Consider the following 13589-nt stretch of genomic DNA (forward strand, 5'->3'; position numbering starts at 1 on the left):
CTGGTTGGAATTTCGCGACTATGACGCTTTTTTCTGCGGTAACTCTGGCTCCTCGTGACCCGATTTTGGGGCTCAATGAAGCCTTTAACAGCGACCCGCGCCGCGGAAAAATCAACTTGGGCGTTGGCGTTTATTTTGATGAAGGCGGACGTATTCCATTGCTGCAAGCGACCTGCAAGGCGCAGCAAAGCCTGCTCGCAACGCCCGCCGCACCTGGTTATTTGCCGATTGACGGGCTGCCCGCCTACAACCAGTGCGTGCAGCATCTGTTGTTTGGTGAAAAATCTGAATTATTGCAAGCGCAGCGGGTGGTGACTTGCCAAGCCTTGGGCGGCACCGGAGCGCTAAAAATCGGCGCGGATTTTTTAAAAACACTGTTGCCGGATGCTGTGGTCGCCATCAGTGACCCAAGCTGGGAAAACCACCGCGCTCTATTTGGCGGCGCGGGCTTTAAGGTGCAGGGCTACCGCTATTACGACGCCCAAAGCCAGGGTGTTGATTTGGCCGGCATGCTGGAAGATTTACGTGCATTACCGCCGCGTTCGATCGTGCTGTTGCACGCCTGTTGCCATAACCCGACCGGCGTTGATCTTGATGCAGATGACTGGCAAGTGCTGATCTCGCTGATTAAAGAGCGTGATTTAGTGCCGTTTTTGGATATGGCCTATCAAGGTTTTGCACAAGGCATTTATGAAGATGCCGAAGTCGTGCGTTTATTGGCGGGTTCCGGTTTGACGTTTTTGTTGGCGAGTTCGTTTTCCAAGTCGTTTTCCTTATACGGCGAGCGGATAGGGGCGTTGTCGTTGGTCTGCGCGTCATCGGGCGAGGCAGAGCGTGTGCGCTCGCAAATTAAACGGGTTATTCGCGGCAATTATTCCAATCCGCCCATTCACGGTGCCGCGTTGGTTTCTACTGTTTTGGGCAGCGCGGAACTAAGCGCACTGTGGCAGCAGGAACTCACCCAAATGCGCGGGCGTATTTGCGCTATGCGCCAGATGCTGGCCGCGCGTTTGGGCGAACAAGTTAGCGGGCGTGATTTTTCCTTTATTACCCGCCAGCGCGGTATGTTCTCGTATTCGGGCTTGAGTGCGCAGCAGGTGGATAGGCTGCGTGATGAATTTGCCATTTATGCCGTGGGCAGCGGGCGCATCTGCATGGCGGCGCTTAATCACAGCAACCTGGAGCAGGTCGTAAGCGCCATTGCCAAAGTGCTGTGATGCGGATGAAGTCGCTGCTGCGCCGCGCTTATCCACTATTGCCGTTATTGCAGATTGATAAGCCTTGTCTTGCCATTCCTTTGGCCACCGCGCTACATGAAGGTGGGCTTAATGTGTTGGAGGTTGCGCTGCGCACCCCGCAAGCATTGGCGGCGCTCACCGCGATTCGCAAGGCACTGCCGCAGCTTTGCGTGGGAGTGGGCAGTTTGACTTTACCGGCACAGTTTCAACAGGCAATGGATGCCGGAGCGCAATTTGCCGTAAGCCCTGGATTTACCCGCAAGCTCGCGGACGCAGCGGCCGATTGCGGCTTGCCTTGGCTGCCCGGCGTGATGACGCCTTCTGAAATATTAGGTGCGCAGCAGGCCGGTTTTAGCTGTCTTAAGTTATTTCCTGCCTTGACCGGTGGTGCATTGCAAAGCCTGCTGGCGGTCTTCCCCGACCTGCAATTTTGTCCGACTGGCGGGATTAAAGCGACGGACTTGGCCGATTTATTGGCGCTTGCCAATGTTCCCTGTGTGGGCGGCAGTTGGGTTTGCCCGCCGGATTTAATCCGCAGTGGAGATTTTGCGCAAATCCGCAAACGAGCGCTTGAGGCTTGTGCGTTGGCTGGTTGAAAGATTTTGTAAAAGTTTGTAAAAAATCGAGCGACTTGAAATCTTAAAGGCTATCCCTATCTTGGGTTTTGCAGATGCCGAAATCGGGTCTGTTAATTTTTCGCTGAATATCAGGAGAATAGCCATGAGTAACGTACTTTCCCTTGCCCCTTTGTTCCGTCAATCCATTGGTTTTGACCGCTTCAACGATTTGTTTGAATCGGCGCTGCGCAGCAGTGAAACCAGCTCCTACCCGCCCTACAACGTTGAGAAACACGGCGATGACCAATACCGCATCGTGATTGCGGCGGCGGGTTTTAAGGAGGATGACCTGGAACTTTCCGTTGAGCGCGGCGTACTTTCGGTAAGCGGCAGCCGCCGTGAACAAGAAGGTGCGAACGATGCGGGCGGCGTGACCTATTTGCACCAAGGCATTGCTCGCCGTGCCTTTAAACTGTCGTTCCGTTTGGCCGACCATATCGAGGTCAAAAACGCCTCGCTGGAACACGGGCTGCTTAATATCGACCTGCTGCGTGTGGTGCCGGAAGAAGCCAAACCCAAACGCATCAGCATCAATAATCGCCAGCCGGTGATTGAAGGCTAATTGGATTGGCCCTTTCCCCTTCTCCCACAAGTGGGGAAGGGGATTTGCATCAAGCGTAGCAAGCACTGAAATCCCATATTACCGACCTATAAGACTCGGCAACTTCTCATACGTACTCAAAAAAGTTACGCTGAAATGCTAAGTTTTGTCGATTTTTGAGTGTTGCCCAAGGTCTTGGATGAATGAAAAACAGTGCAAGTAACCCTGTGAAAAATCTTGAAAAACAGGATAAATACAATAAAAATCAAGAGGTTTATGGCATTCAACACACGCCCATGATGCAGCAGTACTGGAAGCTGAAAAACCAGTATCCCGACCAATTAATGTTTTACCGCATGGGTGATTTTTATGAACTGTTTTATGAGGATGCGAAAAAGGCCGCCAAGTTGCTCGACATTAGCCTGACCGCCCGCGGGCAATCGGCCGGGCAGCCGATCCCAATGGCCGGTGTGCCTTATCACGCGGCACAAGGTTATCTCGCCAAGTTGCTTAAATTGGGCGAATCGGTGGTTATCTGCGAGCAAACCGGCGAGGTCGAAGGCGGCAAAGGACCGATGACGCGCGAAGTGGTGCGCATTATCACACCAGGCACCTTGACCGAAGAAGCCTTGCTTGATGAACGCAGTGACAACCGTGTTGCCGCGCTGGCAGGTAGTGAGCAGTGCTTTGGCCTTGCCGTGCTGGATTTAAGCAGCGGCCAATTCAGCGTGCAGGAATTTTCCGGCATGGAAACGCTGCTCGCCGAACTCGCCCGTTTGGAACCGGCTGAACTGTTAATTCCGGAAGATTTTCCTCAAGATTTGCCGTTTGCTAACCGCCGCGGACTGCGCCGCCGCGCCCCTTGGGATTTTGACCCGGCGAGCGCGCATAAAAGCCTGTGCCAGCAATTTGCCGTGCTGGATTTAAAAGGCTTTGGCTGCGAGGCGCTTTCGGTCGGCTTGGGCGCGGCGGGTTGTTTGCTCGCTTACGCCAAAGAAACCCAGCGCAGTGCGCTGCCACATTTGCGGCGATTGCAGCATGAGCGGTTAAGCGACAGCGTGATTATCGATGCCGCCAGTCGCCGCAATCTGGAGCTTTGCGTCAATCTTGCCGGCGGCAGTAGCAATACCTTGCAGTCGGTGATGGATCGCTGCCAAAGCGCAATGGGCAGCCGCCTGCTGGGGCGTTGGCTTAATCGCCCACTGCGCAGACGAGAGGTGCTAGAGGCGCGTCTCGATGCCATCGACTGTCTGCTGGATAACTACCGGTTTGAACCGCTGTCCGTGCAGTTAAAAAAAATAGGTGATATCGAACGCATTCTTGCCCGTGTGGGATTGCGTAGCGCTCGCCCGCGTGACTTGGGGCGTCTTCGTGATGCGCTCGCCGCCTTGCCGGCACTGCAACAACAACTGGCCGAACTACAAGCTGCGCGTGTGCAGGCACTGGCCGAACAGATCAAAACCTATCCCGAACTTACCGAGCAGTTGCAAAAAGCGCTGGTAGAAAGCCCGCCGATACTGTTGCAAAGCGGTGTGCTGCGTAATGGTTATGACAACGAACTGGATGAACTGCGCACACTTGACGAAAATGCCGGCAGCTATCTGCTGCAGCTGGAGCAACGCGAGAAGCAACGCACAGGCTTAAGCATGCTCAAAGTCGGTTATAACCGGGTGCAAGGCTATTACATTGAACTGCCGCGCAGCCAGGCCGAAAACGCGCCAGCAGACTATCAAAGAAGGCAAACGCTAAAAGGCGCGGAGCGCTTTATTACAGCGGAACTCAAAGCCTTTGAAGATAAAGCACTTTCCGCACAAAGCCGCGCCTTGGCACGGGAAAAGCAGCTTTATGAGCAGTTGCTCGATGCTTGTAATAAGCAGCTTGGTGCATTGCAACAAAGCGCATCGGCCTTGGCGGAACTTGACGTACTCGCCAATCTGGCCGAACGCGCCCATACGCTTAACCTGTGCCGCCCGCGTTTTAGCGAGCCATCTTGTTTGCGCATTGAGCAAGGTCGTCATCCGGTGGTTGAGCAGGTTTCAGGCAGTCCGTTTGTCGCCAATGACTTAACGCTGGATGAAGAGACCCGCATGCTGATGATTACCGGGCCAAATATGGGCGGAAAATCCACCTATATGCGGCAAACAGCGCTGATTGTGCTGCTGGCGCAAATCGGCAGCCAAGTACCGGCGGCGCGCTGTGAATTATCCTTGGTAGACCGCATCTTTACCCGTATCGGCTCGGCGGATGACCTAGCCGGTGGCCGCTCAACCTTTATGGTGGAAATGAGCGAAACCGCCAATATCCTGCATAACGCCAGTGAGCAAAGCCTGGTGCTGATGGATGAAGTAGGCCGCGGAACCAGCACCTTTGACGGCCTATCACTGGCCTTTGCTGCTGCCGAGCAACTTGCCAAAAGCCGTGCCTTTACCTTATTTGCTACGCACTATTTTGAGCTGACCGCGCTGGCAGGCAGCCTATCGGCCATTGAAAACGCGCACCTTACGGCGACTGAGCATCACTCGGGCATTGTCTTTTTGCACCAACTGCGCAAAGGTCCGGCCAGCCAAAGCTACGGCTTGGCGGTTGCCACCCTCGCCGGTGTGCCGGATGCCGTTATCTGCCGCGCCCGCGAGCATCTGACTCGTTTGGAAGCAGGCAGCGTGCTTGGCGCAAACAAGGCAGGCAAAGCCGAAGCACCCAGGCAAGGGGATCTGTTCGCCAGCCTGCCGCACCCCGTTTTACAAGCATTAAAGCAGCTTGACCTTAACGAACTTAGCCCGCGTGAAGCGCTTGAGTGGTTATATGAGTGGAAGAAACGCCTATGACGGCATCGACGGTAAGCTGCTAGAATTGTGCACTTTTATGCATACCCGCTTTAAGTGCTGGGGTATTTTGGAGAACAACCAATGACCTTTGTTGTCACTGACAACTGCATTAAATGCAAATATACCGATTGTGTGGAGGTTTGCCCGGTCGACTGTTTTTATGAAGGGCCTAACTTTTTGGTTATTCACCCGGATGAATGTATCGACTGCGCCCTGTGCGAGCCGGAATGCCCTGCGCAGGCCATCTTTTCAGAAGATGAAGTACCGGACGATATGCAGGAATTTATCGAGTTGAATGCTGAACTGGCACAAAGCTGGAGCAATATCACCGAGAAAAAAGACGCACTGCCCGATGCCGAAGACTGGGATGGCGTTGAGAATAAAATAAAGTATTTGGAGCGCTAAGAAACATTGCCCCCGCCAGGCAGACCCTAAGCGGGGGTATCAAATATAAAAACGCGCCTTAAGGTGCAGAAAGCGCCTTACAGCCAGCCAGCGGATTTTCTTCACAGTTGCCAATAATCAATAGGTTTTTTTTACCATTACTAAATTGCGCTAAAATTTTGTAACCTGGATGCTGCTTAAACCAAGCGAGCAGCCAAGGCGTATCGGGGTTTTCTTCAAAAACAAAATAACTGAAACCTTGTTTCGTATTTTTATCATTTAATATTTGCTCTGCCGATTGATCATATGGAAATACATAACTCCAGCCTGCGTAATAGGCAATGCGGCCGTCTTCAAAATAAAAAGCTTTACTGGCTTCATCAGGTAGCTCGTTCTGCTTTATCCAGTTCGCCGCTTCAATATAATGGGTTTTTTTAGGAGACAATGAAATTACATTGGCTATCATTACCCCAATACTAATAACTACCAATAGTTTTACCGCACGTGGAAAGCGTTCAGCTACATTCATCAGTGCCAATGTGGCTACAGGTACAGCCAGCAGGTTAAGATAGCTGGTATAGCGCCCATTCATAAACAGGTGATAAAAGAAATAAACCATTAATGCCAGAAAATAGAGTATAAAGGCCAACGCGAAGGGCTGAAAACGTTGCCAGTAAATACGATACCTTAAGAAACTTGAGGGAAACAAAAAAGGCAGGGCAAAAGGACCGAGCAAGCGAATAAATATGCCGAGAATATAAATAAGAAAAGCAAAAAACAATATCGCTGCGGCATCATCTGCTATCCACTTGTGGAGCATGGAAGAAAAATTATCCGATAGCTGGGTAAATTGAGCCAATAGATTTTTTGGGTTGATCTTGTATAGATAATTATTCAATCTGTCTAAATATTGATTGTCAAGTATTTGTAATGCAAACAATCCAGCCACTGCCACTACTATGGGTAGCCAGCTTATTTGGGCAAGACGTAACCATCCATCTTGATTGCGCACCTGTAAAATACGCCATAGCACCAATGCGGGCATCAATAGCATCGCTTCAAGTCGAAATAGCGCAGCCAGCACGACGGATAATTGCATCAGTACAGCGAGCTTCCAACCACCACGCTCATCCCAGCGTAGCGCGAACCACAGCGCCAGCATGCTAAAGCACCAAAAACCGTGCTCACGAATAATATCACCACGGAATTGGTTAAATGCAGGCATGGCCAGCACGACCAGCAAGGCCCAGCCGCTACTGCCCGGTATGCGCCGAACCAGCATATCGACCAGTAAAGCACAGGTGGTCGCCATAAACAGCGATACCCATAAATACGCCAAGGTTTCCAGCGCAAGGCCAGTCAGCTTGTGGCTGATGGCCAGAAGCAGTAAAAACCAAGGCCAATCAAATTGGAACAGCCCGTGCAGACCTTTTTCGTTAAATGATCGGGTTAGATCCAAATAGAACGCAGCATCCCTGCTTAAGGTGACCTCAAACTGTATGGCGATAAATGAAAGTACGAGGCTGGCAAAAAAGGCCAAGCAAACAGGATGAGTTGATTTAAGGAATTTAAAATAATTAGCAAATAGCAACATAAAAATTCGGCATCGGGGTAAGAATAATCATTAAGGCAAGTGGATGGCAAATTGCTGTAACAGCCGTTTGAAGCGGATTCGCGCCTCGGCGTCGGTAAATTTTTCCAGTGCTTTTGTGTAATAGGGGAAGTGTCTAGTCTGCGCAGTATTGATCATGGCCTGTGCCAGACTCGCCGCATCGGCGGCAAACAGCACTTCATCCGCGGCAACTTCAGCGCCGCCTCCGCAATCGTCCCGACAGACTACCGGAACGCCTGCGGCCATGGCTTCGAGCAGTACGATACCAAAGGTTTCTTCTTTTGATGTCAGAACAAATTGGTCAAATGCCTGGAAATAGCGCCGTGCAAAATCAACTTGTCCTAAAAAGCGTACCGATTCACTCGGTAATTCCTCTGCGGCCAAGGCTTTTAGTGGGATATCCAAACGACCGCTGCCTATAATGGTCAGTATTGCTCCGGCGGGCAGCGCCGAACGCGCTTGAGCAAAGCCGCGAATAAGTAATGCTTGGTCTTTGTCCGGATGCAAGCGTCCGACATTAGCCACGATAAAAGCGTCTGCTGGTAAACCAAGCTGTACGCGGGCTTGCTTACGAGATAACTGCTGCGCTTGCAGTACTGCAATATCGACACGGTTATACAGCGTAGCAAGGCGATGTTCTGGCCAGTCTGGCCAGTCTGGCATGCAGTGCCGAATGTTTTTACAAGTGGCATCGGATACGCCGAGCAAAGCCAAACGCTGTTTGAAACGTTTGACAAAAAAACGCCTTGACCAGCGTTGATAGTCACCAAAGGCATGGTGCACGCCTATGACTGGTAATTGACTGGCAAGTAGCGCGATATAAATCGGTTTGGCGCGATGTGCTATGCAAAGTACAAAGCGACGGGTGCCAAGTAGGCGGCGCAATTTGCCAATGGCACGAAGTTTTAATCCTCGCACCTGCTGTTTACTTTGATTAAGAAAAACCACTTCGTCGGAAGCAGAGCCTTGTATAACCGCTTCATCAGGAGCGCCGGTTAGATAGACCGTACACACTTTATACGGCGTATCACGAAACAACGCGGCGTACTGCCTCGCGCAGTCTACAAAAGGTCCGTACTGTGCATGGGTAAATTGCAGTACCCAAGGTGTGTGCTGGTCTGTGGTTGTATCCATCCGTTATGTTTTTTCCGTTTCATTTTTAATCACCAGCACATCTTCCATAATCAAATACTGTAAATCCGAACCATAAAACATATTCAGCGCATCGGTGGGCGAGCAGACCATCGGTTCGCCGCGGCGGTTTAGCGAGGTATTCAGCACTACGCCGTTATTGGTGAGTTTCTCCAACTCGCGCATTAAGTCGTACCAGCGCGGATGGTGTTCGCGTTTGAGTACTTGGGCACGGGAAGTGCCGTCTTCGTGTACGACTTCCGGCACGCGGTTTTTCCATTCATCGCTAACCTCAAAGGTAAAGGTCATAAACGGGCTGGGATGTTCGGTTTGCAGCATTTGTGGGGCGACGCTGTCCAGCATGGACGGGCAAAAAGGGCGCCAGCGCTCCCTGTATTTAATCTGCTCGTTAATCCGGTCGGCTACGCCTTTAATGCTGGGGCAGCCGATAATCGAGCGCCCGCCGAGAGCCCTGGGACCAAATTCCATGCGCCCTTGAAACCAAGCGACCGGATGACCTTCGGCCAGAATTTGTGCGATACGCTTTGGTACTTGTTCAATCAGTTGCCACGGCGGTTGACGCGGGTGCTGAGTACAGGCGGCGATAACCTGTTGATTACTGTAGCTTGGGCCCAGATAGACGTGTTCCAGTTTTTCCACTGGCACGCCGCGTTGCTGCGAGACAAAGGCCGCCGCACCCAGCGCCGTACCGGCATCACCGGCGGCAGGCTGTACAAAAAGCTCTTTAACGTCATCGCGGGCAATGATTTTTTGATTGAGCTTAACGTTAAGTGCACAGCCACCGGCAAAGGCAAGTTTGCCGGTTTCTTTCAGGATGTCACCCAGATAGTAATCGAGCATCTGCAGCGACAGTTTCTCAAATAGTGCCTGCATGCTGGCGGCGTAGTGAATGTAAGGTTCATCAATCTCGTCGCCTTGGCGCTTGGGTCCTAACCACTCAATCAGCTTGGGCGAGAAGTAATAGCCTTTGCCCGCCTCTTTATGGCGGCGCGTGCCGATAACATTGACGTAGTCGGTATTGATATGCAGCTTGCCGTCTTTGAACTGTGCGAGCCGCGAGAAATCATAGCGGTTGGCATCACCGTAGGGTGCCATGCCCATAACTTTGAACTCGCCATCGAGCATCTCAAAGCCCAGATACTCGGTTATTGCGCCGTAGAGGCCGCCGAGCGAGTCGGGGTCATAAAACTCTTTGATTTTATGAATTTTCCCGTTTTCACCCCAGCCGAAAAAGGTGGTGGCGTATTCGCCTTTGCCATCGATCCCCAAAATGGCGGTTTTTTCACTAAAAGCGGAACAAAGATAGGCACTGGCGGCGTGTGCCAAATGATGTTCGACCGGCTCAATTTTGACTTTGCGCAGATTAAAACCAAGCTGCTGCAAGCACCACTGGATGCGTTTGAGGTAACGACGATAACGGCGATTACCGTTAATAAGGCCGTCCAGTGCTCGATCGGGCGCATACCAATAGCGCCTCGCATAGTGCCAACGGGCCGGGCCAAACAGGCTAACCGGCGCAAAGGGGATGGCGACCACATCGACGGCATCCGGCGTGATGCCTGCTTGCATCAGGCAAAAACGAGCCGATTCGTAGGGCATGCGGTTTTTCGCATGCTTGTCGCGCACAAAGCGCTCTTCCTCAACGGCGGCAATCAGTTTGCCGTCGATATACAAAGCGGCGGAAGGGTCATGGGATAGTGGGCCGGACAGGCCAAGAACGGTCAATGACACGGAAAAATCTCACCAAGTTGCACTGCAAAGGGAAGCAGAACAGGTACCGAGAGGGCAGTTAAAAACATTTAAGGTGGCGCACAAGTGACAAAAACGGCGCAGAGTTTACCCTATTGGTTTGTGAAGTATCTGTATTGCTCAAACTCAGTGCGCATTATTTCAGCGCAGCCCGAAGGGACGGGTCAGATTTTTTGCGCAGCAAGCGTTACTCGTCGCTCATTTGCATGAGCAAACCTCGCTTCCCGCGCCTTTGCGCTACAAATCGACCAGCGTTGAAACGGGAACAGACCCTAGTGTGCGAGGATTTTATCCAGAAACTCGCGAGTGCGCGGCTGGCGGGCTTCGGGGTGACCAAAAAAGTCCTCTTTGCTGCAGTCTTCCAGCAGTTTGCCGCCGACATCCATAAAAATGACACGGGTGCTGACTTGTTTGGCAAAACCCATTTCGTGGGTCACGCACATCATGGTCATGCCTTCATGGGCAAGGGAGGTCATCACTTCCAGCACTTCGCCGACCATTTCCGGGTCAAGCGCTGAGGTGGGTTCGTCAAACAGCATGACGATGGGATCCATCGACAGTGCACGGGCAATGGCAACGCGCTGTTGCTGTCCGCCGGAAAGCTGCCCGGGATATTTATCCTTGTGCGCCGTTAAGCCTACGCGATCAAGCATTTTTAAACCGCGTTCCTTGGCATCGGTAGCGTTACGCCCCAGCACTTTAATTTGTGCAATCGTCAGGTTTTCTGTCACCGAAAGGTGCGGGAACAGTTCAAAGTGCTGAAACACCATGCCTACCCGACTGCGCAGTTTGGGCAGGTCGGTTTTCGGGTCATGCACGGCGACACCGTCAACGAACACTTCGCCTTTTTGGAAAGGCTCCAGCGCGTTAATGGTTTTAATCAGAGTGGACTTGCCGGAACCGGAAGGCCCGCAGACAACGACCACTTCGCCTTTTTCAATATGGGTTGAGCAGTCGGTCAATACCTGGATATTGCCGTACCATTTGGAGACGTTGATAACATCAATCATGGCTTTTCCTTTTATGTGTTTTTGAATTTAAGTGGTTTGTATCAGATAAAATTCAGCGAATAACAGCGATTTTTTTATGCAGATGTTTAACCAGCGTTGACAGACTGTAACAAAGTACAAAATAAGTGACCGCTGCGGCTAAATACGCTTCAATCGGCCTGCCATAGTTTTTACCGGCGGTTTCAAAGCCTTTGAGCATGTCATAAGCACCAATGGCATAAACCAAGGAAGTGTCCTGAAACAATACAATGGTTTGCATTAATAATACCGGCAGCATATTGCGAAAAGCCTGCGGCAATACTACCAAACGCATGTTTTGACTATAGGTCATGCCGAGAGCTTGTCCAGCAAATACCTGTCCGCGTGGAATGGATTGAATGCCCGCGCGCATGATTTCGCTAAAAAAAGCCGATTCAAAAGCAATAAAGGTAATGATCGCGGAGGCCTCTGCACCAATTTGTTTGCCAATCAATAGTGGCACTAACAAAAAGAACCAGAGAATCACCATCACCAGCGGGATGGAGCGCATGCCATTGACATAAATAGTCGCCGGTGTCATTAACCATTTGTTGCCAGACAGGCGCATTAAGGCGAGCAATGTGCCGAAGAATACGCCACCTATGGTCGCAATTGCAGTCAGTTGGACGCTGAAATAAAAACCTTTAATAACAAAGTTGGTAAATAAATCCCAAGTAAAGAACGACCAGTCCAGTTGCAGGTTCATCTTCAGTGCCCTCCACCGGCTGCTGCGACCATTCCGGGAACCCGTAAGCGTTTTTCAATAAACGCCATAATGCGGTTGTTAGCCAAGGCGGACAGTACATAAAGCGCTGTTACCGCAAGATAAATCTCAACACCGCGAGAGGTTTCTTCTTGAGCCTGCATGGCAAACAGGGTGAGTTCCGCGACCGATACGGCAAAGGCCACGGATGAGTTTTTAAACACATTCATGGTTTCACTGGTCAGTGGCGGAATAATGATGCGAAAGGCCATTGGCAGCAGCACATAGCGGTAACATTGGAAGGTGCTAAACCCCAGCGCCATACCCGCCATGCGCTGTCCGCGCGGCAACGTCATAATGCCGGAGCGCACCTGTTCAGCAATACGCGCTGAGGTAAAAAAGCCCAGCGCAAATACCACCAAGACAAAGCCCGGCAATGCTTTCATGGCGGGGAAAAAAGCGGGTATCACGTGATACCAGATAAAGATTTGCACCAGCAATGGAATATTGCGGAACAATTCCACCCAAGCATTGCCAAGGCGCAGCCAGAAGCGGCTGTCCGGCAAGGTGCGCAAGACGCCTACTACTGTGCCAAATAGCAATGCTACCAGCAGCGCCAACAAGGCGACTGAGACCGTCCAGCCCCAAGCGGACAACATCCAGTCAAGGTAAGTGACATCACCGCCTTTGCCAAAACACCCGGTGACTACCTCTTGACTGATGTTGTCCTGACAAAAAACTTGCCAATCCCAGCTCATAGTCTTGCCTCATTGGTTATGGGAGTTTGCATGTTGTTTTTATTGTGGAGGTTTTATTGAGCGTCGTATTCTTCCATCGGTTTGTTGTTGGGGTTATCCCAAGCTTCTTTGGTCGCAGCTGAGAGCGGCATATTCAGATTAACGCCGGTTGGCGGAATGGGTTGCATAAACCATTTATTGTAAAGTTCAAGTAATGAGCCATCGGCAATTTGCCGTTTAATGGAATCATCCACCGCTTTTTTAAAGTCGGGGTCGTTTTTACGCAGCATGCAGGCAATGGGTTCCAAGGACAGTGTTTCATCGAGGATTTTGTAATTTTGCGGTGATTTGGATTTGGCGATATTGGCTGCCAATATGGATCCGTCCATCACAAAGGCATCGGCGCGGCCACTTTCTAGCATTAAAAAACTGTCGGAATGGTCTTTGCCCATGATTTCACGGAAGCTTAAATTTTCTGCGCGTTTATTTTTACGCAGCGTTTGTACTGAGGTAGTGCCTGTTGTCGTGACGATGGTTTTACCGTTTAAGTCTTTAAGATCTTTAATGCTGGAGTCGGCACGTACGGCAATGCGCACGGCTTCCACATAAGTGGTTATGGCAAAGTCTGCATCTTTTTGCCTGGCGCGATTATTGGTGGTTGAACCGCATTCAAGGTCTATGGTGCCGTTGACGATTAAGGGGACGCGGTTTTGTGAGGTAATGGGTTGATATTTAATCTCCAGCTTGTCAAGGCCAAGCTCTTTTTGAATATCGGCCAAAATGCGTTCACCCATTTCGGTATGAAAACCGACATATTTGCCATTGCCCAAGGTATAACCAAGACCTGAAGACTCACGCACGCCCAGTGCAGCACTGCCGCTATTTTTGATTTTATCGAGCGTGCCCTCGGCCAAAGCGCCCCCCACTGTGAAGATGGCGAGTGTTGCGGCGGCGAGGGGCAGTAAGTGCTTGTTCATATAAGTTCTCCAAAGATAAGTCAAAC

At 51.1% G+C, this 13589-nt stretch carries 12 protein-coding genes; 5 read left to right on the top strand and 7 right to left on the bottom strand.

Annotated elements, in window-relative coordinates; all coding sequences use genetic code 11:
• The first annotated feature begins 20 nt into the window (after window positions 1-20).
• The 5 genes from AXE65_RS05020 to fdxA all read left to right on the top strand — a co-directional run bounded on the left by AXE65_RS05020 (window position 21) and on the right by fdxA (window position 5626).
• Complete coding sequence (locus tag AXE65_RS05020) at window positions 21-1217, top strand: amino acid aminotransferase (protein WP_068388957.1); 1197 nt, start codon at window positions 21-23, stop codon at window positions 1215-1217.
• 5 nt (window positions 1218-1222) lie between these two features.
• Window positions 1223-1834 (top strand): bifunctional 4-hydroxy-2-oxoglutarate aldolase/2-dehydro-3-deoxy-phosphogluconate aldolase, encoded by a 612-nt coding sequence (gene eda, locus AXE65_RS05025; RefSeq protein ID WP_239685032.1) that lies wholly within the window; start codon window positions 1223-1225, stop codon window positions 1832-1834.
• Window positions 1835-1958: 124 nt separating this feature from the next.
• The gene (locus AXE65_RS05030; protein ID WP_068388962.1) at window positions 1959-2417 is read left to right on the top strand and encodes an Hsp20 family protein; all 459 of its coding nucleotides are present in this window, start codon (window positions 1959-1961) and stop codon (window positions 2415-2417) included.
• 275 nt (window positions 2418-2692) lie between these two features.
• Window positions 2693-5221, top strand: a complete 2529-nt coding sequence (gene mutS / locus AXE65_RS05035; protein ID WP_068389032.1) for a DNA mismatch repair protein MutS — start codon at window positions 2693-2695, stop codon at window positions 5219-5221.
• Between the two features lie 81 nt (window positions 5222-5302).
• Window positions 5303-5626 (top strand): ferredoxin FdxA, encoded by a 324-nt coding sequence (fdxA, locus tag AXE65_RS05040; protein WP_068388963.1) that lies wholly within the window; start codon window positions 5303-5305, stop codon window positions 5624-5626.
• 58 nt (window positions 5627-5684) lie between these two features.
• Here the strand turns inward: fdxA and AXE65_RS05045 are convergent, their stop codons facing one another.
• The 7 genes from AXE65_RS05045 to AXE65_RS05075 form a co-directional block, all read right to left on the bottom strand.
• Window positions 5685-7199 (bottom strand): glycosyltransferase family protein, encoded by a 1515-nt coding sequence (locus tag AXE65_RS05045; protein WP_068388966.1) that lies wholly within the window; start codon window positions 7197-7199, stop codon window positions 5685-5687.
• A 30-nt stretch (window positions 7200-7229) separates the two neighbouring features.
• Window positions 7230-8351 (bottom strand): glycosyltransferase, encoded by a 1122-nt coding sequence (locus tag AXE65_RS05050; protein WP_068388968.1) that lies wholly within the window; start codon window positions 8349-8351, stop codon window positions 7230-7232.
• A gap of 3 nt (window positions 8352-8354) precedes the next feature.
• The gene (locus AXE65_RS05055; RefSeq protein ID WP_068388971.1) at window positions 8355-10100 is read right to left on the bottom strand and encodes a carbamoyltransferase family protein; all 1746 of its coding nucleotides are present in this window, start codon (window positions 10098-10100) and stop codon (window positions 8355-8357) included.
• Window positions 10101-10390: 290 nt separating this feature from the next.
• Window positions 10391-11128 carry an amino acid ABC transporter ATP-binding protein gene (locus AXE65_RS05060; protein ID WP_068388975.1) on the bottom strand — a complete coding sequence of 246 codons (738 nt, stop codon included), beginning with the start codon at window positions 11126-11128 and terminating at the stop codon, window positions 10391-10393.
• 52 nt (window positions 11129-11180) lie between these two features.
• Window positions 11181-11852 carry an amino acid ABC transporter permease gene (locus AXE65_RS05065; RefSeq protein WP_068388978.1) on the bottom strand — a complete coding sequence of 224 codons (672 nt, stop codon included), beginning with the start codon at window positions 11850-11852 and terminating at the stop codon, window positions 11181-11183.
• 2 nt (window positions 11853-11854) lie between these two features.
• Window positions 11855-12607: an amino acid ABC transporter permease gene (locus AXE65_RS05070; protein ID WP_068388981.1), complete on the bottom strand. Its 753-nt coding sequence runs from the start codon at window positions 12605-12607 to the stop codon at window positions 11855-11857.
• Between the two features lie 53 nt (window positions 12608-12660).
• Complete coding sequence (locus AXE65_RS05075) at window positions 12661-13563, bottom strand: transporter substrate-binding domain-containing protein (protein ID WP_068388984.1); 903 nt, start codon at window positions 13561-13563, stop codon at window positions 12661-12663.
• Window positions 13564-13589: the final 26 nt, after the last annotated feature.

Origin of the sequence: Ventosimonas gracilis, assembly GCF_001580025.1 — a bacterium.
GTDB lineage: Bacteria > Pseudomonadota > Gammaproteobacteria > Pseudomonadales > Pseudomonadaceae > Ventosimonas > Ventosimonas gracilis.